The organism is Pseudotabrizicola sp. L79, assembly GCF_036553525.1.
Taxonomy (GTDB): domain Bacteria; phylum Pseudomonadota; class Alphaproteobacteria; order Rhodobacterales; family Rhodobacteraceae; genus Pseudotabrizicola.
In genome coordinates this window covers 56,333-75,914 of record NZ_JAZHDA010000045.1, presented here as the reverse complement: position 1 = coordinate 75,914, position 19,582 = coordinate 56,333, and the positions used below count along the sequence as shown (strand labels likewise).

Below are 19,582 nucleotides of genomic sequence, written 5' to 3'. Positions count from 1 at the left end.
GCGCCGAGGCCTTTGTGACCGCAGCCCCCTTTGATCGTTCGACCCCGGCGCTGGAATGGCCCACCTTGGCGCTGCTCTTGGCCACTTATCTGGCCTTGGGCCTTGGCACGACATGGCTTTATGATGTGCTGCCGCTGTTGGGCGTGATCGTGACGGGGATTGCCATTGCCCAATTCTCATCCCTGCAACACGAGGCGCTGCACGGCCACCCCTTTCGCAGCCGCTGGCTGAATGAGGCGCTGGTTTTTCCCGCTGTCTGCCTGACGGTGCCCTATGGCCGCTTTCGCGATACCCATCTGGCCCATCACCACGACCCCAATCTGACTGATCCCTATGACGACCCCGAGTCGAACTATCTTGATCCGCAGGTCTGGGCCGGGTTGCCTTGGGCCGTTCAGGCGCTGCTGCGGGCCAATAACACGTTGTTGGGCCGGGTGGTTCTGGGCCCGATCCTGGGCAATCTTTTGTGGTTGCGGACCGAGGCGCTGCTGATCATCGCGGGCACCCCCGGTGTGCGGCGCGATTGGCTGCTGCATCTGGGGGGGCTTGGTCTGGTGGCCCTGTGGCTTGGTTGGGCCGCGATGCCGTGGTGGGCCTATGGGCTGGCGGCCTATCTGGGCCATGCCTTGCTGAAAATCCGCACGTTTCTGGAACACCGCGCCCATCAACAGGCCCGCGCCCGCACTGTGGTGATCGAGGATCGTGGCCCGCTGGCCTTGCTGTTTCTGAACAACAATTTCCATGCGGTGCATCACTGTCACCCGAATGTGCCGTGGTATCGCCTGCCGGGCCTTTATGCGGCGCAACGCGCCCAGGTGCTGGACCGCAATGAGGGCTATGTCTATCGCTCTTACGCCCAGATCATCCGCGCCTATCTGCTGCGCGCCAAAGATCCGGTGCCACATCCGCTGATGCCCGCGGGCCAAGCGCCCCTGCCAACAGCCCCACCGGGCGTGGCGCAACCCTGATCCGGCCCTAAACCAGGCGACGAAACAGCGGTGTGTCGCCCGAATTGTCAAAGAAGGGCACGCCCCGGTCTGGTGCGCCCGCAAAATGCGCCGTTACCTCGGCCAGAACCACCTCGGTGATAAAGGGCAGGTCCAGAGCCTTGGCCTCGGGCAGGCCGATCCAGTGCAGATGGCTCAGCTCATCCTCGGCCTCTGAGAAATCGTTCAGATCACCCGCAACCCCCGCCGCATCGGCCAGAAAAAACCGCGCGTCAAAGCGGCGCGTCCGGCCGGGGGGGGTGATGGCGCGAAAGAAGAACCGCAAGGCGGGCGCGTCGGTGGCAGCCAGATGCAGCCCGGTTTCTTCGCGCAATTCGCGCAAGGCCGCCCCGGCAAGGGCGGCAGGGCGGGGTGCATCGTCCGGGCAGCACAGCCCCAGCCTGCGCAGGCAGGTTTCCGACATCGGCACCTGTGCCAGATCATCGCCCGGATCAACCGCGCCGCCCGGAAACACATATTTCGATGGCATAAAGGCCGCACCAGCCCCCCGCTGGCCCATCAGCAGCTCTACCACGTCCCTGTGACGGCGCCACAAGATCACCGTCGCGGCAGATCGGATCGGGGCGTTGGTCATGCGCGGGTCAGGCCGCCGGGGTCAGTTCGGCAAAGCCATGCATCCGCTTGGCCCATTGAATCGCCACCACCGCCCCCTTGAGCCGGGGCAGCAGCCACAAGGACAGCGCCACCGTGCCCACCGAAAAGACCGATGCCAGCACCAGCGGGTCAGGCCGGAAATGGGTGAACACATACAGGATCAGCGGCGCCATCAGATGGCCCACGATCAGGATGGTCAGATAGGCGGGGCCATCATCGGCGCGGTGGTGGTGCAGTTCCTGCCCACAGACGGTGCAGTTGTCGCGCACCTTCAGATAACCGCTCAGCAGCGGGCCTGCCCCGCAATTGGGGCATTTGCGCCGCCATCCGCGCAACAGAGCGGGCTTCAGCGGGCGGTCTTCGGTATCTGCCATGGCGTGACTGTCCATCGTGGTCATTCCTGCCTCTTGTTCGTCAGCGGTCATTCCGGCCAGCCTTTGGCGGTTTGCTGGGTGCTATATCGCAGAGCAAAGCGGATAGCGCAAACGGGCCCTGTTTAGGAGTCTGCATCTTTTCCTTGTGCGCCTTTGTCGCAAGGCCGAAAAAAATCTGCGACGGAAGCCGGGGCAGGCTGCGTATCAGATGCACAAGGCCCGACACAAGGCGTCGGGTCAGAGCAGAAGGATGAACCAGATGACACGCACGATGAAACTGACCGCCCTGACCATGGCAACGCTGGCCACCGCTTTGGTTGCCACCACCGCACTGGCCGACCGTGGCCATTCGATGAACCGCGGCGACGGTGGCCGTATGGAGCGTGGGATGGAACGGGGCATGGGCCCGATGGCGGATTTCGACTTTGCCACGGTTGATGCCGATGCCGATGGCAAGATCACCGAGGCCGAGATGACCGCTTGGCGCGCCGCCCAGGCCAAGGCGCTGGATGCCGATGGCGATGGCTTTGTGAATGCCGAGGAACTGGCCGCCATGCAGATGAAAACCATGGAGACCCGCGTCAAGGATCGCGCCGCCCAGATGGTTGCACGGATGGATACCGATGGCGACGGCAAGCTTTCGGCGGCCGAACTGGCCTCGCGCCCGGTGCCGACGGGTCTGATCGACCGGCTGGATACCGACAATGATGGCGCTGTCAGCCAAGCCGAGCTGGATGCCGCCAAAGAGCGGATGGCCGATGGCGGCCGCAAGCACAAGCGCGGTGGTGACCGCGATGGTCGGGGCCGCGACAACAACTGATCCCGGCAGAAGACGGCTTCCGCGCCGCTGTCATGGCGGCGCGGGCCTTTCGAAGGTGGTGAAAAGCCGATAAGCCCAACAGGATGGACATGCCCCGCGATACCATTGCGCCCCTGTCGGATGATGCGCTGCTGATCCTTTATGCCAATGGGGATCGCGATGCCGCACGTCACCTGACCGAGCGTCTGGCCCCCAAGGTCATGGCCTATGCCCAGCGGGTGCTGGGTGACCGGGCCGAGGCCGAGGATGTCGCGCAAGAGGCCATGCTGCGGCTGTGGCGTATGGCGCCCGACTGGCGGCCCGGCGAAGCGCAGGTCACGACCTGGCTTTACCGAGTGGCCACCAATCTGGCCACCGACCGCGTGCGCCAACGGGGGCGGCGGCGGGCCACAACGCTGGATGATGCGCCCGAAGTGGCCGATGGCCAGCCCGGTGCGCTGCAAACGATGATCGAGGCAGACCGGATGACCGCCCTTCAGGCCGCGCTGGATGCCTTGCCTGAACGCCAACGGCAGGCCGTGGTCTTGCGCCATATCGAAGGCCTTGCAAACCCAGAGATCGCGCAGATTTTGGGGGTGGGGGTTGAGGCGGTGGAAAGTCTGACGGCCCGTGGCAAACGGGCGCTGACCGCGCTGTTGTCGGGACGTCGGCAGGATTTGGGCTATGGGGAAGGAGAGTAAAATGACCGAACGCGATCTTCTGAATGATCTGTTTGCCGAGGCACAGGCCAAGCCTGTGGCGCCTTCGCCCGAGTTCATGGCCCGGGTTCTGGCCGATGCCGCTGCCCATCAGCCGCAACCGGCCCCGATTGTGCGCCCTGTGGTGCCTGCGGTCGCCCGCCCTGTGGGGCTGGTGGCGCGTCTGATGGCGGCCTTGGGCGGGGCTGCGGCGGTGGCGGGTGTCAGTTCGGCTGCGATGGCTGGGCTGGTGCTGGGCTATGTCCAGCCCGAGCCGTTGATGACCCTTGCCGACAGCTATGGCCTTGCCACAGCCAGCACCGCCAGCCTTGATCTTATGACCGGATACGACAGCCTGCTGTCAGTGGAGTCCTCAGAATGACCGACCCGACCCAACCCATGACGCCCCCGCCACCGGCGGACAAGGCCCCCGGCAGTGGGCGCTGGATCAAGATCGCACTGGCCGTGTCGCTGGCGATCAACCTGGGCGTGGCCGGGGTTGTGGCGGGGTCGGCCCTGAAATTCCGGCGCGATGGCGGGGATCGTGTGGCCTCTCGCGATCTGGCCTTTGGCCCCTATACCGAGGCGCTGAGCCGCGACCAGCGCCGCGACATGATGCGCAAGATGACAGCCGATGGCCCCGGTCTGCGCGAAATTCAGCAAGAATTGCGGGCCGATCTTGACGCTGTCTTGCTGGCCCTGCGCAGTGATCCCTTTGACGCCGACAGCTTTCGCCGCGCGCTAGAGGCCCAGAGCAACCGCCTGTCGCGCCGGGTGGACGATGGCCGCCGCGCGCTGGTCGATCTGGTGGCCGCCATGTCGGATGCCGAGAGGGCAGACTTTGCCCGGCAGTTGGAACAACGGGTCAAAAAGCGCCGCCCCCCCCGCGACTGACGCGCCCTACCGCCCGGCCCGCGCGCAGCCTGTGCTCAGGCCACATCTTTTCGGGCGATGATCACCATGTTGCGCCCGGTGGCCTTGGCCGACAACAGGGCGGTATCGGCCTCTTCGATCAGTTCCAGCGCCAGGTGCTCGGCCTCGTGCCGCGTGGCGGCGGTCGATTCCTCCACAACCGCCAGCCCGAACGAGGCCGTCACCTGCACGTTCTTGCCGGTGGCAAGGCGGATGGGGTGCTGTTCCAGCCGCAGGCGCAGCCTTTGGGCAATCAGCCCAGCCTCTTGCAGACGGGTATCGGGCAGGGCGATCAGAAACTCCTCGCCGCCAAGGCGGGCCAGCAAATCCTGCTGACGCAGATCGCCTTGCAGGGCGCGGGCCACTTCGACCAGAACATGGTCGCCCGCCGCATGGCCAAAGCGGTCGTTCACCTGTTTGAAATGATCAAGATCCGCGATGATCACGGCAATCGGTTGCTGTCGGTTGGCGTGTTCCTGCACCATTGTTGTCAGCCGTGCCAGACCATAGCGGCGGTTGTGCAGGCCGGTGACCGGATCAATCACCGCAAGCCGCAGGCCGTCTTGCACGGTTTCGCGGCGTTTGTCGGCCAGACGCTTGCGCCGCAGAATGGTGCGCAACCGCGCCACCATCTCGGGCGGGCCCATGCTGGGATCAATGATGTCATTTGCCCCTAAATCAAAGGCCATCCCGGCCTCGCCGCCCACACCGTCGCGGCGCGCCATCAGGCAGATTGCGGCATTGCGGGTGGGGCCACGGCTGCGCAGATCTGACAACAGCCGCCGCCCCCATTCCCCGGCCGGGTCGGTTGCCCCATCCACCAGATAGATATCGGGCACTGCTTGCGGGGTGTCGGGGTCGCCCAAGGCATCTGCGGTGCCAAGGCTGATGATCTGGTCGCGCATCAACGGCGCCAGATCGCGGCGCAATCGCAAGGCCACATCCTTGCGGTCGGTCACGATGGCCAGCACGCCGGGCGGCTGAAAGGCAGGGGCCTCTTCGGCCAGACCAAAGACGCCATCATGGCGGGTTTCGTTCAACGCGGCCAATTCCTGCTGGCCGCGCAGCAGATTGCGCACCCGCGCCAACAAGATGCCATCCGGGCACGGCTTTGGAAACACCTCATCCGCGCCAGCGGCAAAGGCATCCAGCCGGTCTTGCAGGCTGGTGGTCGCCGACAGCACAATGACCGGAATGTTGCGCGTCAGCGGATCTGCCCGAAGCGTCGTCAGCACCTCGATCCCCGACATGTCGGGCAGGCGCAGATCCAGCATGATCAGATCGGGCGGGTCTTGCCGGGCCATGCGCAGGCCATCGCTGCCCGAAGCGGCCAGAATGGGGTGATATCGCGCCGCGCTGAGCTTGGCCTTCAGGACAATACGGTTTGTCGCGACGTCATCAACGATAAGAATGCTGCCGTCCATAACCACAAACCTGTGCTACGAGTTACCTTAACGTGATCTGACTATTTGGTTAAAGAAACGTTGCTGAATCAATAACAGATTCGTGCTCATTTGCCTAAATACATCGTCAACGGGGACAATCCGCCGGGGGAACGTCATGCATGCGCAAGAAAACGCTGAAATGGTCGCGCTGCAGGCCTTGACCTGGCTTGTGGGTAACGAGGAGTTGTTGCCGGTCTTTCTGGGCTCGACCGGCGCAGACCTGTCGGACCTGGCCAAGGGGGCGGGGGATCCGGTCTTTCTGGCCTCGGTTCTGGATTTTCTGCTGATGGACGATTCGTGGATCATTGCCTGTTGCGATGCCCAAGGCCTGCCCTATCCCTCTCTCATGGCGGCCCGGGCGGCCTTTCCGGGGGGGGCGCAGCACCACTGGACGTGATTGCACTTTCCCGGCGCTTTCGCCACGATGCCGCGAAACAGGGGGGGGCGGTATGGCGCGCGCGATTGACGGTTTGGTTTTCGACAAGGACGGCACGCTGTTCGATTTCCGCAAAAGCTGGGGGGGCTGGGCCAAGGGGCTGCTGGTGCAGATGGCGCAGGACGATGCCCATGCCCATCAGTTGGGCCAAGCCATCGGCTATGACCTGCCGACGGGCGAATTCGCCCCCGACAGCCCGGTGATTGCCGCCACCGCCGCCGATATCGCCCTTGCCCTGTCGCGTCACCTGCCGGGGCAGACGGTGTCGCAGATCACCGGTCATATCAATGCCGCCGCCGCGATGGCCCCCATGGCCCCCGCCGTGCCTCTGCGCCCCTTGCTGATGGCACTTCGGGCGCGCGGGCTAAAGATCGGCCTTGCCACCAATGACACCGAGGCCCCGGCGCGGGCGCATCTGCACGCCCATGGCATCATTGATCTGTTCGATTTCATCGCCGGATACGATTCTGGCCATGGCCCGAAACCCGGCCCCGGCATGTGCCGAGCCTTTGCCCATCACACCGGCCTTTCGGCGGCGCGCTGCGCCATGGTGGGCGACAGCCTGCATGATCTGCATGCGGGCAAGGCAGCTGGCATGCAGACCATCGCCGTGCTGACCGGGGTGGCCGAACGCGCCGATCTGGCCCCCGCGGCTGATGTGGTTTTGCCCGATATCGGGGCCATTCCCGCGTGGCTTGACAGCTAGGTCAGCCAAAAACGACACATTTGCGTCGCGAATAAGGTGCCCATTCGCATCTGCTTTCCGTCATCCTGCCGCCAAGGGTGCTGCCTTGGGGCAGAGAAGGAGAGTGTCACATGAACGATGATCAGGGCCGCAAGCGCCGCGCCGGGGGGCGGGCCGGAAACAAGGCACGGGCAGGAACGGCTGTGATCGACCAGATGCCCTGGCGTGTGCCCGTCAACCCCGACCGCCCGACCGAACCGCTGGATGCCGATGGGGTGCAGCGCATCCACAAGGGTGCGATGAAGATCCTGTCCGACATCGGGATCGAGTTTCTGAACCCCGAAGCGGCCGAGATCCTGCGCAAGGCGGGCTGCATCGTCAACGGCACCAATGTGCGCATGGACGAGGCCTTTGTGATGGAAATGCTGGGCCATGCTCCGGCCAGCTTTACCATGACCCCGCGCAACCCCGACCGCGAGCTGATCATGGGCGACAAGCACATGCTGTTCGTGAACGTCTCATCGCCCCCCAACGCCTGGGATCTGGAGCGGGGCAAGCGGTCGGGCGACTTTGAAACCTTCAAGGAATTCATCAAGCTGACGCAGTATTTCAACTGCATCCATATCGCGGGCGGCTATCCGGTTGAACCGATCGACATTCACCCCAGCGTGCGCCATCTGGATTGCCTGTTTGAAAAGCTGACCCTGTCCGACAAGGTGGTTCACGCCTATTCGCTGGGGGCCGAGCGGGTGGAAGACGTGATGGAGATGACCCGCCTTGCCGCCGGTCTGACACAGGACGAATTCGACGCCAAGCCGCGCATGTATACCAACATCAACTCGGTCAGCCCGCTGAAACACGACTACCCGATGCTGGATGGCGCGATGCGTCTGGCCCGGCGCGGCCAGCCCGTCGTCGTCACCCCCTTTACGCTGGCGGGGGCCATGGCGCCGGTGACCATGGCGGGGGCCGTGGCCCTGTCGATTGCCGAGGCTTTGGCCGCCGTGGTCTTGCTGCAATATATCAATCCCGGCTGCCCCGTCGCCATCGGCACCTTTACCAGCAATGTCGATATGAAGTCGGGTGCCCCCGCCTTTGGCACGCCCGAATATATGCGCGCCACGCAGATGACCGGCCAGTTGGTGCGCTTTTACGGCCTGCCCATGCGCTCGTCCGGCGTTTGCGCGGCCAATGTGCCGGATGGGCAGGCGATGTGGGAAACCTCGAACAGCCTTTGGGCGGCGGTGCAGTCTGGCACCAACATGGTCTATCACGCGGCAGGCTGGCTTGAGGGCGGGCTGATCGCCAGCCCCGAAAAGTTCATCATGGATTGCGAAGTGCTGCAAATGATCCAGCGCTATTTTGAAGAAGCCACCTTTGCCACCACCGAAGATGACATCGCGCTGGATGCCATCCGCGAGGTGGGGCCGCAGGGCCATTACTTTGGTTGCCAACACACGCAAGACCGCTATCAGACCGCGTTCTACTCTCCGTTTGTCAGCGATTGGCGCAATTATGAGGCATGGCAGATCGACGGTGCGGTCTGGACGCCGGAACGCGCGCACCGCATCTACAAACAGATCATCGCGGAATTCGAACCTCCGGCGATCAACGGCGACCATCTGGAGGAGTTGACGCGCTTTGTCGCCCGCCGCAAGCAAGAGGGCGGCGCCCCCACCGATTTCTAGACGCGGCTCCTTGATCGCGGGGTGGGGGGATGCGCCAAGCCTCTGGTCCTTTGCGCGCGCAAGACATAGCTTGGCCCCGCAAGACCATGGGCCTGATGGGCCAAAGGGGGCGGGATGACGGCGATGATGACGCGGCGGGTAAGCATGTCTTTGCTTGGGGCGCTGGCGGGCCTTGCGCTTTATGGTCTGACTGAATTGGCGCAGACAGATCTGCTGCCGCAGCGGCTTTTGCTGGCCGTCTTTGTGCTGACGGGTGTTTTCTTTGGCGCGCTCTTGATCATGGCCGGGCCTTTGCGCCTGATGTCGGCGGCGCTGGGCGCGGCGGGCATTGCGGTGCTGACCACGGGGCTGTTGATGCTGGCCTCGCTGCGCTTTGCCAATGTGGACGACATGGGCCAGCCCCATATCATTCTGGCCGGTCTGGTGCTGGCCACGGTGCCGATGCCGTTCTGGATCGCGCGCGCCCTTGGCCGCTGGCGCGATTATCCGCTGCTTTTTGCCGAATCCTGGTCGATCGTCGTGCGCTATGCCATCGGCTGGACCTTTGCCGCCGTGGTCTGGGCCGTGATCTATCTGTCAGATGCGCTGCTGGGAATTGTCGGGGTCAGCGCGATTGGCGATCTGCTGGAACTGGGGGCGATGCCGTTTCTGATCACCGGCGCGATTCTGGGGCTTGGCCTGTCGGTCGTGCAGGAGTTGCAGGATTACGTCAGCCCCTATCTGTTGCTGCGGATGCTGCGGCTGATCTTGCCGGTGGTTGTGGCCGTGACGCTGGTTTTTCTGGTGGCCCTGCCCCTGCAAGGGGTGTCGGGCCTGTTCGATGGCCTGTCGGTGGCGCTGGTCATGCTGGCCATGGCTGGGGTGGGGGCCACGCTGGTGACCACCGCTGTCGATCAGGATGAGGCGCAGGCCACCCACAGCGCGGTGCTGATCTGGTCGGCGCGCGGCATGGCCTTGCTGGTGCCGGTTCTGGCGGGGGGCGGGGCTTGGGCGGTCTGGCTGCGCATTGCCCAGCATGGCTGGACACCCGACCGCCTGTTTGCCGCGCAGGTGGCCGCGCTGGGCCTTGGCTATGGGGCGCTTTATGCGCTGGCGGTGGCGCGTGGGGCAGGGTGGATGGCGCGCATCCGTCAGGCCAATATCACCATGGCGCTGGCGTTGATGGTGCTGGCCGCCGTCAGCCTGACGCCGCTGCTGAATGCCGAGGCGATTTCCGCGCGCAGCCATCTGGCGCGCTATGTCTCTGGGGCCTTGCCCCCCGAACAGGTGGACCCCGGGGCCCTTGGCCGCTGGGGCCTTGCCGGGGCCGAGGCTTTGGCCAGCCTGACCGACCGCGCCAAGACCCCGGGGAATGAGGCCTTGGCCGCCCGGCTGGCCGCCCCCTATGACAGCCCGGCCCCTTCGGCCGATCTGCTGGCGCAGGTGCAGGCCGCTTTGCCGTTGCAGCCTGAAACCGCCACCGCCACACGCGATCTGTTTTTGGCAGAATTTGACGTCTATGGCCTGCAAGGCCTGCTGCAGGCCTGTGAAACGGTTTTGCCGGGGGGCGGCAAGGGCTGTGTCATGGTGGTGGCCGATCTCTTGCCCGATGCCCCCGGAGAGGAAGCGGTGCTGGCGCAATGGCAGGGCTATGGCTTTGCCCAGTTTGAGGGCCTTGTGCAGGGCCGGGGCCGGTTTGACCCGGTGCTGCGCGCGGCCAGCGGCACGCTGCCCTTTGGCGATGAGGCCGCCGCACTGATCCGCACTTGGCAGGCCGCCCCGCCAGCCGTTGAACCCGCGCGCGTGAACCGGCTGGTCGGCTCGGGGATCATGGTTCTGGAATAGCGCAGGCCGCCGTTAAGGGTTTGTTCAACCCTCAGGCCCTAGGCTGATCGCCACGAATGTCGCCCGATGGGGTGCGGCAGGGGCTGGCAGATGAATGGTTTGGTCAATTACGCCTTGGAAGGCTTTTTGCGCAGCACCTATGGCGCGGCGCAATGGCAAACCATCGCCCAACGCGCGGGCCTTGGCTTTGATCGGTTCGAACCCTTGCTGGATTATCCCCCCGATCTGACTGACCGGGTGATTGCCGCAGCGGCCGAAATCCTGCACCGCCCGCGCGATACGGTGCTGGAAGATCTAGGCACCTGGCTGGTGGCGCCCCGGTCTGACGGGCGATTGCGCCGCTTGCTGCGCTTTGGTGGCTTGCGCTTTCTCGATTTTCTGCATTCGCTGGAAGAATTGCCCGGCCGCGCCCGTCTGGCGCTGCCCGACTTTCAACTGCCCGACATGCGCCTGCGTGATCTGGGCGAGGGCGCTTTTTGCCTGCAAGTGCAAGATCCCTTTGCCGGGGCACATCATCTGGTGATGGGTATCTTGCGGGCAATGGCCGATGATTACGGCGCGCTGGTGCTGATCGACGGGGGGGATGGCGCGATTACCATTCAGTTGCTGGATGCCACCCATGCCGAGGCGCGTCAGTTCGATCTGGCGGTGGGGGCCCCATGACCGCCGACATAACCGTTTCGGGCCGCGCGCTGGATCGGCTGATGCCGCTGCATCTGCACCTGGATGCGCAGGGCCAGATCCGGCGTGCCGGGCCAACTCTGATCCATATTCTGGGCCAGATCAAAGGGCAGTCGGTCTTTGATCTGTTCCACATCACGCGGCCAACCGGCCTCATGCAGATGGCGGCCCTGCTGCGCCATGCGGGCGAGCAGTTGACCCTGTCGCCCCGCCTGCAGCCCGCCGCCGCCTGGCGCGGCCAGATCGTGCCGGTCAAGGATGGTGGCGCCATCCTGAACCTGTCGTTCGGTCTGAATGTGATAGAGGCTGTGCGCCAGCACGCCCTGACCGCGGCGGATTTCGCGCCCACCGATCTGGCGGTGGAAATGCTGTATCTGGTTGAGGCCAAGAATGCCGTGCTTGATGAATTCCGCCGCCTTAGCCTGCGTCTCGAAGGCGCGCGCTCTGAGGCAGAGGAGCAATCGCTGACCGATCCGCTGACCGGCCTGCGCAATCGCCGCGCACTTGATCTGGCACTGGGCCGCGCCTGTGCCGGCCGGCAGGCCTTTGGCCTGATGCATCTGGATCTCGACAAGTTCAAACAGGTGAATGACACTTTGGGCCATGCTGCTGGCGACCATATCCTGCGTCAGGTGGCGCAAACCTTGCGCGCGGAAACCCGTGCTGGCGATACCGTGGCGCGGGTGGGCGGGGATGAATTCGTCATCCTGTTGCCAGCGATGACGGATCAGGCGGCGCTGATGGCGCTGGCGGGGCGACTGGTCGCGCGCTTGGGCCGCCCGATGGACTGGGACGGTGCGCCCTGCCAGATCGGGGCCAGCATCGGTATCACATCCTCTCAGATGCAGGATCGGCCTGATCCCGCGCACCTGCTGCATCAGGCCGATCTGGCCCTATATGCCGCGAAAAACGCCGGGCGCGGGCAGGCCAGACTGGCCCAAGCCAGCGATGGCATGCCGCCCGAGGGTGCGCCCGCGCAAGCCACGCCTGCGGCCTGATCCGGTGGCCTGATCCGGCGGCCTATTCCGGCTGAAAGCCGCTGATCAACTGCCGCAACCCGACATAGGCCCCCAGCCCAATCGCCGCCAGAGTCACTGGGCCCGACCAGGCCAGCGTGGCAAAGCCGGTCACACCTTGGCCGACCGAACAGCCCATGGCGATCACGCCGCCAATCCCCATCAGCGCGGCCCCGCCCACCTGGCGGCCCAACTCGCGCGGGTCTTCGCAGGCCTCCCAGCGGAACAGGCCGCGAATGGTTGATCCCAGCAGGGCCCCGGCCATCACGCCCACCACGGCCCCCACCGAAAAGGTGATGCCCCCGGCCGTTGACGTCATCAAAAAGATCAGCGTGCGGCCCACGGGGGCGGTGAACGATGGCCCCTCGACCCCGATTTCCCCGAAACTTTGTTCATAAACCCAAGTGGTGCCGACAAAGCACCAGACCACGGCCAGCCCCGCCGCCACGCCCCAGGCGATCATGTCGCGCCGGGCGCGCAGGGGGCCGTAAGACAGCGCCCAGCCAAAGGCGATGGCCGCCAAGGCCAGAATCAGCACTTGGGCAGGCAGGCCGGTCAGGCCCATAAGGTCGGGCAAAATGCCCTGTGGCTCCGTGGCCTCGGGCTGGGGGAACAGCGCCACGCGCAGCGGGGCCAGCGGGCCAGACAGGGCGACAAAGCCGAAAATGCCCATCACCACCACCACAACCAGCGACCGCAGGTCGCCCCCCCCAAAGCGCACCAGCGCACCAAAGCCGCAATTGCCCGCCAAGGCCATGCCATAGCCAAAGATCAGCCCACCAAAGATGGATGCCATCGGGCTCCAGGCCAGTGCGTGGTAAAAGCTGGCCGACAGATCGACCCAGCCCCCCAGCGCCCCGAATTGGGTGCCCAGAATGGCCACCCCCAGCACAATGCCCCACAGCCGCAGCCGCTTTTGGTCTTGGCCATAGATCGCAGATTCAAGCGCGCCCAAGGTGCAAAACTCGCCCAGACGCGCAGCCAACCCCAGCACGATGCCGCCGACCAGGCCAATCAAGGCCGCCAGCAGGCCATATGGCAGCTCCTCCATTGCAGTCCCCTTTTTGCTTGTCCCCCGCAGGTGGGGTGCCGATCATTCCGTCGGCTTGCAAAACAGTTTCGACAGAACGGACAAGACTTCAACCACTTTCGGGTCAAGGATTGAATAGAAGATGGCCTGGCCCTCGCGGCGGGCACTGACAATGCCTTCCAGCCGCAGGCGGGCAAGCTGCTGGCTGACCACGGCCTGCCGGGCCGACAGCAGGTTTTCCAGCTCGGTCACGCTTTTGGGGCCAGACAGCAAATGGCACAGAATGGTCAGGCGGCCATCATGCCCCAGCGCCTTGAGAAAGGTGGCAGCGTCATTGGCATGGGTCACAAGCGCAGGCAGGCCCACGGGGGCGCTGTCACCGTCATGTGCTGATACCCCATCGGCCAAGCGATCATCCCCGCCCTTTGCGCGCGCATCAGTTGTGAAAGACCTGCCTTCGGACGACAAGCGAAACCATGGTAGCGGGAGCGTTCCGTCGGTCATCTTGGCCCCTTGTGCCTAGTCCTCCAGCGTCTTTAGCAGATTTGCCAACAACGGCCAGAAGAAGTCTTCGCCCGGATAGCCCTCGATCCGGCCTTTTTCTTGGCCGTCCTGCACCAGAACAAAGGTTGGGGTAAAGATCGGCGGGCTGACGATGGTCAGATCGTCGGGCAGGGGCGCACGCAATTGCAGCGGGCGCAACGGGGCGGCCTTGCCTTCGTCAGTCAGCGGATATTCCGGCCCCACCTCTTCGTGCCAGCGGGCGCAATAGATGCAGCCTGCCTGTTCAAACATCAGCAATTGCACTTCGGCCAAGGCCGCGCTTGCAGTCGCCAGAACGGTAAGCAGGGCAAGGGCGAGACGAGCCATGTTGACAGCCTTATGGATAGATTGAAATATGCTAATATAATTGAAGCGTAGCGGCAAGCATTTGTGCCGGTCCGCCCTGGAGGGGGTTCATGCTGGAAATCAGTTTTGGCGGCGCGCTGCTGGCGGGCCTGCTGTCGTTCTTGTCGCCCTGCATCCTGCCGATGGTGCCGTTCTACCTGTCGTATATGGCGGGCCTGTCGGTCAAGGAATTGCGCGAGGGCGGGGCCGTGGCCCCGGGCGCACAGCGGCGGTTGATCGTGCAGGCGCTGGCCTTTGCGCTGGGCGTGACCACCATCTTTGTGCTTTTGGGCATGGGGGCCACGGCGCTGGGCCGGGTGTTCCTGCAATGGCGCGATACGCTGTCTTGGGTGGCGGGCGGGGTTCTTATCCTGTTTGGCCTGCATTTCCTGGGGGTGCTGAAGATCGGGCTGTTCTACCGCGAGGCACGGGTGCAGACCGAGTCGAAGCCCACGACCCTGCTGGGCGCCTATGTCATGGGGCTGGCCTTCGGTTTTGGCTGGACGCCCTGCGTTGGCCCTGCCTTGGCTGCGATTCTGATGGTGGCCAGCGGCATGGGAGAGTTGTGGCGCGGCGGGCTGCTTTTGCTGGTCTATGGCCTTGGAATGACCTTGCCCTTTGTCGTTGCCGCCTTTTTCGCGGGCCCGTTTTTGGGCTGGGTCGCCCGCCACCGCGCCCTGATGGGGCATGTGGAAAAGGCGATGGGGGTGATGCTGATCGTCTTTGGTCTGTTGATCGCCACCAACTCCGTCAACATCATCGCCGATTGGATGATTCGCAATTTCGACTGGTCTGCCACATTGAAATGACTTGGGAGGGTCACGTCATGTTCCATATCCGCACCTTCGCCGCCGCCCTGTTGCTGGCCCTGCCGTTGCAGGCGGCCCAACTGGGCGACGATGGCCTGCACAAGCCCGAGTGGCTGCGCGAAACCTTCAAGGATCTGAGCGAGGATCTGGCCGAGGCCAATGCCGAGGGCAAGCGCCTGCTGATCATGGTCGAACAGCGCGGCTGCATCTATTGCACCAAGATGCACGAGGAGGTGTATCCCGATCCGGCCATCGACCAACTGATCCGCGACCATTATTTCGTGGTGCAGATCAACCTTTTCGGCGATGTCGAAGTGACCGATTTCGACGGCACGGTGCTGCCTGAAAAGGAAATGGCCACCCGCTGGGGGGTGATGTTCACCCCCACCATGATCTTTTTGCCCGAGCAGGTGGACGCGGGCAAAACGGCCGCAGAATCGGCGGTTGCGATGATGCCGGGCGCCTTTGGCAAAGGCACGACCGAGGCGCTTTTGACCTGGGTTCGTGACCACGGATATGAGAATGGCGAGCACTTTCAAAAGTATCTGGCCAGCCGCATGAACGCGAACAATTGACCATAAGCCTTTGAAAAAACTGTAGGTATAGGAATATTCACGGATACATATATTTCTATTGCGTACAGCGGCATGCCGGGGTTATCGTTTGCCAAAGGGAGTGATTTGGGAGGATCGCAATGACACGTCACCTATGGCTGGCTTCGGTATTGGCCTGTGCCGCCGTTACGCCGGCATTCAGTGAAACGGCCCCCTCGGATGTGGTCTATGTCGAAGGCGCAGTGGCCGAGTCGCTGAGCGGTGCGCCGGGCGATGCCGCGTCGGGCGCCAAGATCATGACGACGAATGCCTTGGGCAACTGCGTGGCCTGCCACGCCATCGGCGCCATGCCCGAAGTGCCGTTTCAGGGCGACATCGCCCCGCCGCTCGACGGTGTGGCCGACCGCTACGACGAAGCGCAACTGCGCGGCCTTGTGGCCAATGCAAAGATGACCTTCGAAGGCACCTTCATGCCGGCCTTTTACAAGACCGACGGCTTTGTCCGCCCCGGTGATGCCTATACCGGCAAGGCCGCCCCTGAAAACCTGCCGCCGGTGCTGACGGCGCAGCAGATCGAAGATGTCGTGGCCTATCTTGTCACTCTCAAAGAGTGATGGGCCCAAAGAGATCAAGGAGATGACGATGAAACTTTCCAGAAGAGACGCCCTCTGGGCCGGGCTTGGCGGCATTGCCGCAGCCACCCTTGCCAACCCGCTGTTCGCCGCGACGGTCGAAGAACTGTCGGCCACCTTTACCGGTGGGGCCACGCCGGGCAGCGAAGGGATCACCCTGACCGCGCCGGAAATCGCTGAAAACGGCAACACCGTTCCGGTGTCGGTCAGCGCCCCCGGTGCCGTGTCGATCATGCTGCTGGCCGCGGGCAACCCGACGCCGGCCGTCTGCACCTTCAACTTCGGCCCGGCCGCAGGCAGCCAGATGGCCGCCACCCGCATCCGTCTGGCCACCACCCAGGATGTGATCGCCCTCGCCAAGATGGCCGATGGGTCGGTCGTTCAGGCCTCGACCACCGTCAAGGTCACCATCGGCGGCTGCGGCGGCTGATCCACAGGCAACAGGAGATACGACAATGGCAAATGACGCAAAACCCCGCGTGAAAGTTCCGAAGTCGGCTGCTGCCGGCGAATCGATCACGATCAAGGCCCTGATCAGCCACCAGATGGAATCCGGTCAGCGCAAGGACAAGGATGGCAAGATCATCCCGCGGTCGATCATCAACCGCTTCACCTGCGATCTGAACGGTGTGAACGTGATTGATGTGGCGCTTGATCCCGCAATCTCGACCAACCCCTATTTCGAATTCGACGCTAAGGTAGATGCCGCCGGTGAATTCAAGTTCACCTGGTATGATGACGACGGCTCGGTTTACGAAGATTCCAAGCCGATCGAAATCGCCTGAGCGGGGCATGAAACTCGAGGGAGGAGACAGAATGCAACGCATCACGAAAACCATGGCCGCCACGGCCCTTGGCCTTGCCCTTGCGGGCGCGGCCTATGCCAACCCGGCCGAAGACACGCTGACGGTCACCACCGATGATGGCGAAATCACCCTGACCACCACAGCCGCCGCCCCCGCCCATCTGGACGGGGCCTTGACCGAGATCTATTCGGGCTGGCTGTTCCGCGACGACGACACGCGGGCCATGCAAAAGGATGATTTCGACAATCCGGGCATGATCTTTGTCGATGTCGCCACCGACAAGTGGAACGAGGCCTTCGGGTCAAACGGCGAATCTTGCGCCGGGTGCCATCAGGGCCCCGAGTCGATGGCGGGTCTGCGCGCGGTGCTGCCGCGGGTTGATGCCACCACCGGCAAGCTGATGATCATGGAAGATTACATCAACGGCTGCGTGACCGAGCGTATGGGTCAGGAAGCCTGGGGTGTGACCTCGAATGACATGAAGAACATGCTGGCGCTGATCTCGATGCAATCGCGCGGCGAGGTTCAGAATGTGGCGATCGACGGGCCTGCGGCGGATTACTATGCCAAGGGCAAAGAGATCTACTACACCCGCTATGGCCAGCTTGAGATGTCTTGCGCCAATTGCCACGAAGACAATTATGGCAATTACATCCGCGCAGACCACCTGTCGCAGGGCCAGCTTTCGGGCTTCCCGGTCTATCGTCTCAAGGATGCAGGTCTTGTGTCGGCGCAGCAGCGTTTTGTCGGCTGTGTCCGCGACACGCGGGCTGAAACCTTCAAGGCAGGCTCGGATGAGTTCAAGGCGCTTGAACTTTACGTCGCCTCGCGCGGCAACGGCCTGACCATCGAAGGCGTCGGCGTCCGTCACTGATCTTACCGGTCGCCGCCCCACTGGCGGCGACCGCTATTCGTTTGTCACTTTTCTTACCATGGGCGGTCGGCCTGACGCGGATTTCCGCGACTGGCTTTGCATTGCCGAAGACCAAGGAGTATCGGAATGATCAGCAGGCGCGAATTCCTGCAAGCCTCGGTGGCCGCATCGGCGATCTATGGGGTTTCAGGCTTTGGCAACTGGTCGAAACTGGCCGCGCAACAGGCGCTGACCCAGGACCAGTTGTTGCAGTTTGATGATTTCGGCAATGTCACGCTGATCCACATCACCGATATCCATGCCCAGTTGAAACCGATCTGGTTCCGCGAGCCCGAATGGAACATCGGTGTGGGCGAGGCCAAGGGGGTTCCGCCGCATGTCGTGGGGCAGGACTTCATCAAGATGTTCAACCTGACGCCGCAATCCCCCGATGCCTATGCGCTGACCTACGAAGACTTTGTGTCGCTGGGCAAAACCTATGGCAAGATGGGCGGCATGGACCGGGTGGCCACCGTCGTCAAATCCATCCGCGCCGCCCGGCCCGAAGCTTTGCTGCTGGATGGCGGCGACACTTGGCACGGGTCGATGACCAGCTTCCTGACGAAGGGGCAGGATGTGGTCAATGTGATGAATGCCCTGGGCGTCGAGGCGATGACCAGCCATTGGGAATGGACCTATGGCACCGAGCGCGTCAAGGAAATCGTTGAAACGCAACTGAATTTCCCCTTCCTCGGCGCGAATATCTTTGATGCCGAATGGGATGAGCCGGCCTTTGAACCCTATCAGTTCTTTGAACGCGGCGGCATCAAGATTGCCGTCATCGGCCAGGCCTTCCCCTATATGCCCATCGCCAACCCGCGCTGGATGTTCCCCGAATATTCCTTTGGCATCCGCGAAGAGCGCATGCAGGAAATGGTGGATGAAGTCCGCGCCGCAGGGGCCGAGCTGGTGGTCTGCCTGTCGCACAACGGCTTTGACGTGGACCGCAAGATGGTGTCCCGCGTCAAGGGCATCGACGTGATCCTGACCGGCCACACCCATGACGCCGTGCCCGAACCGGTGCTGGTGGGCGAAACCATCCTGATCGCCTCGGGCAGCCACGGCAAGTTCATCAGCCGGGTTGACCTTGACGTGCGCGATGGCCGGATGATGGGCTTCCGCCACAAGCTGATCCCGATCTTCTCGGATGTGATTACCCCCGATGCCGATATGGCCAGCCTGATCGACGCCGAACGCGCGCCGTTCAAGGACCAGCTGGAAGAGAAAATCGGCACCACGGAATCGCTGCTGTATCGTCGTGGCAATTTCCAGGGCACCTGGGATGACCTGATCTGCGACGCCATCCGCAGCGAACGCGATGCCCAGATCGCCATGTCACCGGGCGTGCGCTGGGGCGCCAGCCTGATGCCGGGCGATGCGATCACCCGCGAAGACATCCACAACGTCACCTCGATGACCTACGGCCAGTGCTATCGCACGGAAATGACAGGCGAATTCATCCACACCATTCTGGAAGACGTGGCTGACAACCTGTTCAACCCCGATCCCTATTACCAGCAGGGCGGCGATATGGTGCGCCTTGGTGGCCTTGGCTTTGCCATTGATGTGACCAAACCCATCGGCCAGCGCATCACCGAGATGACATTGGTCGATACGGGCGAGGCGATTGATGCGGCCAAAACCTACACCGTCGCAGGCTGGGCTTCGGTCAACGAAGGCACCGAAGGCCCGCAAATCTGGGATGTGGTGGAAAGTTACATCAAGAAACAGGGCACCGTGAAGGTTGACCCGACCAATTCGGTCAAAGTGACCGGTATCTGATAACCTCAA

Annotated in this window: 24 protein-coding genes; 18 read left to right on the top strand and 6 right to left on the bottom strand. The window is 63.4% G+C overall.

Translation table 11 applies throughout. The annotated features are described in order from the left end of the window. Nucleotides 1-77 precede the first annotated feature (77 nt). On the top strand, nt 78-968 hold the full coding sequence (locus tag V3C85_RS06265) for a fatty acid desaturase (RefSeq protein ID WP_331794614.1): 891 nt from the start codon (nt 78-80) through the stop codon (nt 966-968). A gap of 7 nt (nt 969-975) precedes the next feature. On the opposite strand, the gene V3C85_RS06260 is transcribed toward V3C85_RS06265, so the two are convergent. Further along, on the bottom strand, nt 976-1,581 hold the full coding sequence (locus V3C85_RS06260; RefSeq protein ID WP_331794235.1) for an NUDIX hydrolase: 606 nt from the start codon (nt 1,579-1,581) through the stop codon (nt 976-978). A 7-nt stretch (nt 1,582-1,588) separates the two neighbouring features. Beyond that, entirely contained in the window at nt 1,589-2,026 is a 438-nt protein-coding gene (locus V3C85_RS06255) for a DUF983 domain-containing protein (RefSeq protein WP_445941986.1), read from the bottom strand. 208 nt (nt 2,027-2,234) lie between these two features. On the opposite strand from V3C85_RS06255, the gene V3C85_RS06250 reads away from it, so the two are divergent. The 4 genes from V3C85_RS06250 to V3C85_RS06235 all read left to right on the top strand — a co-directional run bounded on the left by V3C85_RS06250 (nt 2,235) and on the right by V3C85_RS06235 (nt 4,366). Further along, on the top strand, nt 2,235-2,795 hold the full coding sequence (locus V3C85_RS06250) for an EF-hand domain-containing protein (RefSeq protein ID WP_331794234.1): 561 nt from the start codon (nt 2,235-2,237) through the stop codon (nt 2,793-2,795). A gap of 83 nt (nt 2,796-2,878) precedes the next feature. After that, nucleotides 2,879-3,475: an RNA polymerase sigma factor gene (locus tag V3C85_RS06245; RefSeq protein ID WP_331794233.1), complete on the top strand. Its 597-nt coding sequence runs from the start codon at nt 2,879-2,881 to the stop codon at nt 3,473-3,475. 1 nt (nt 3,476) lies between these two features. Continuing rightward, on the top strand, nt 3,477-3,854 hold the full coding sequence (locus V3C85_RS06240; RefSeq protein ID WP_331794232.1) for a dihydroorotate dehydrogenase: 378 nt from the start codon (nt 3,477-3,479) through the stop codon (nt 3,852-3,854). Further along, nucleotides 3,851-4,366, top strand: coding sequence for a periplasmic heavy metal sensor (locus tag V3C85_RS06235; RefSeq protein WP_331794231.1), 516 nt, complete (start codon nt 3,851-3,853; stop codon nt 4,364-4,366). Before V3C85_RS06240 ends, V3C85_RS06235 begins: the two co-directional genes overlap by 4 nt. Nucleotides 4,367-4,401: 35 nt before the next feature. Here V3C85_RS06235 and V3C85_RS06230 read toward each other — a convergent pair whose 3' ends face one another. Next, nucleotides 4,402-5,808: a diguanylate cyclase gene (locus V3C85_RS06230; RefSeq protein ID WP_331794230.1), complete on the bottom strand. Its 1,407-nt coding sequence runs from the start codon at nt 5,806-5,808 to the stop codon at nt 4,402-4,404. Between the two features lie 136 nt (nt 5,809-5,944). Here V3C85_RS06230 and V3C85_RS06225 point away from each other — a divergent pair, with 136 nt between their 5' ends. The 6 genes from V3C85_RS06225 (at nt 5,945) to V3C85_RS06200 (ending at nt 12,141) form a co-directional block, all read left to right on the top strand. Next, nucleotides 5,945-6,226, top strand: coding sequence for a DUF3572 domain-containing protein (locus V3C85_RS06225; RefSeq protein ID WP_331794229.1), 282 nt, complete (start codon nt 5,945-5,947; stop codon nt 6,224-6,226). 52 nt (nt 6,227-6,278) lie between these two features. Continuing rightward, complete coding sequence (locus V3C85_RS06220) at nt 6,279-6,971, top strand: HAD family hydrolase (protein WP_331794228.1); 693 nt, start codon at nt 6,279-6,281, stop codon at nt 6,969-6,971. A 110-nt stretch (nt 6,972-7,081) separates the two neighbouring features. Further along, nucleotides 7,082-8,638, top strand: a complete 1,557-nt coding sequence (locus V3C85_RS06215; protein WP_331794227.1) for a trimethylamine methyltransferase family protein — start codon at nt 7,082-7,084, stop codon at nt 8,636-8,638. Nucleotides 8,639-8,752: 114 nt separating this feature from the next. Beyond that, a complete protein-coding gene (locus V3C85_RS06210) occupies nt 8,753-10,462 on the top strand; it encodes a DUF4153 domain-containing protein (protein ID WP_331794226.1) in 1,710 nt (569 codons plus the stop codon). Between the two features lie 90 nt (nt 10,463-10,552). Next, entirely contained in the window at nt 10,553-11,125 is a 573-nt protein-coding gene (locus V3C85_RS06205) for a heme NO-binding domain-containing protein (protein WP_331794225.1), read from the top strand. Further along, entirely contained in the window at nt 11,122-12,141 is a 1,020-nt protein-coding gene (locus tag V3C85_RS06200) for a GGDEF domain-containing protein (RefSeq protein ID WP_331794224.1), read from the top strand. Before V3C85_RS06205 ends, V3C85_RS06200 begins: the two co-directional genes overlap by 4 nt. A 22-nt stretch (nt 12,142-12,163) precedes the next feature. Here the strand turns inward: V3C85_RS06200 and V3C85_RS06195 are convergent, their stop codons facing one another. From V3C85_RS06195 to V3C85_RS06185, 3 genes are all read right to left on the bottom strand, one after another. Further along, nucleotides 12,164-13,210 carry a YeeE/YedE family protein gene (locus V3C85_RS06195; protein WP_331794223.1) on the bottom strand — a complete coding sequence of 349 codons (1,047 nt, stop codon included), beginning with the start codon at nt 13,208-13,210 and terminating at the stop codon, nt 12,164-12,166. Nucleotides 13,211-13,252: 42 nt separating this feature from the next. Then, entirely contained in the window at nt 13,253-13,555 is a 303-nt protein-coding gene (locus V3C85_RS06190) for an ArsR/SmtB family transcription factor (RefSeq protein WP_331794612.1), read from the bottom strand. 153 nt (nt 13,556-13,708) lie between these two features. Then, a complete protein-coding gene (locus tag V3C85_RS06185) occupies nt 13,709-14,059 on the bottom strand; it encodes a thioredoxin family protein (RefSeq protein ID WP_331794222.1) in 351 nt (116 codons plus the stop codon). Between the two features lie 89 nt (nt 14,060-14,148). Here V3C85_RS06185 and V3C85_RS06180 point away from each other — a divergent pair, with 89 nt between their 5' ends. The 7 genes from V3C85_RS06180 to soxB all read left to right on the top strand — a co-directional run bounded on the left by V3C85_RS06180 (nt 14,149) and on the right by soxB (nt 19,573). Beyond that, nucleotides 14,149-14,886: a cytochrome c biogenesis CcdA family protein gene (locus V3C85_RS06180; RefSeq protein ID WP_331794221.1), complete on the top strand. Its 738-nt coding sequence runs from the start codon at nt 14,149-14,151 to the stop codon at nt 14,884-14,886. Nucleotides 14,887-14,903: 17 nt separating this feature from the next. After that, nucleotides 14,904-15,461: a SoxW family protein gene (locus V3C85_RS06175; RefSeq protein ID WP_331794220.1), complete on the top strand. Its 558-nt coding sequence runs from the start codon at nt 14,904-14,906 to the stop codon at nt 15,459-15,461. A gap of 119 nt (nt 15,462-15,580) precedes the next feature. After that, nucleotides 15,581-16,054 (top strand): sulfur oxidation c-type cytochrome SoxX, encoded by a 474-nt coding sequence (gene soxX / locus V3C85_RS06170; RefSeq protein ID WP_331794219.1) that lies wholly within the window; start codon nt 15,581-15,583, stop codon nt 16,052-16,054. A gap of 28 nt (nt 16,055-16,082) precedes the next feature. Then, on the top strand, nt 16,083-16,502 hold the full coding sequence (soxY, locus tag V3C85_RS06165) for a thiosulfate oxidation carrier protein SoxY (RefSeq protein WP_331794218.1): 420 nt from the start codon (nt 16,083-16,085) through the stop codon (nt 16,500-16,502). Nucleotides 16,503-16,527: 25 nt separating this feature from the next. Next, entirely contained in the window at nt 16,528-16,857 is a 330-nt protein-coding gene (gene soxZ / locus V3C85_RS06160; protein WP_331794217.1) for a thiosulfate oxidation carrier complex protein SoxZ, read from the top strand. A gap of 31 nt (nt 16,858-16,888) precedes the next feature. Continuing rightward, a complete protein-coding gene (soxA, locus tag V3C85_RS06155) occupies nt 16,889-17,752 on the top strand; it encodes a sulfur oxidation c-type cytochrome SoxA (RefSeq protein WP_331794216.1) in 864 nt (287 codons plus the stop codon). A gap of 126 nt (nt 17,753-17,878) precedes the next feature. Beyond that, nucleotides 17,879-19,573 (top strand): thiosulfohydrolase SoxB, encoded by a 1,695-nt coding sequence (soxB, locus tag V3C85_RS06150; RefSeq protein ID WP_331794215.1) that lies wholly within the window; start codon nt 17,879-17,881, stop codon nt 19,571-19,573. Nucleotides 19,574-19,582 lie beyond the last annotated feature (9 nt).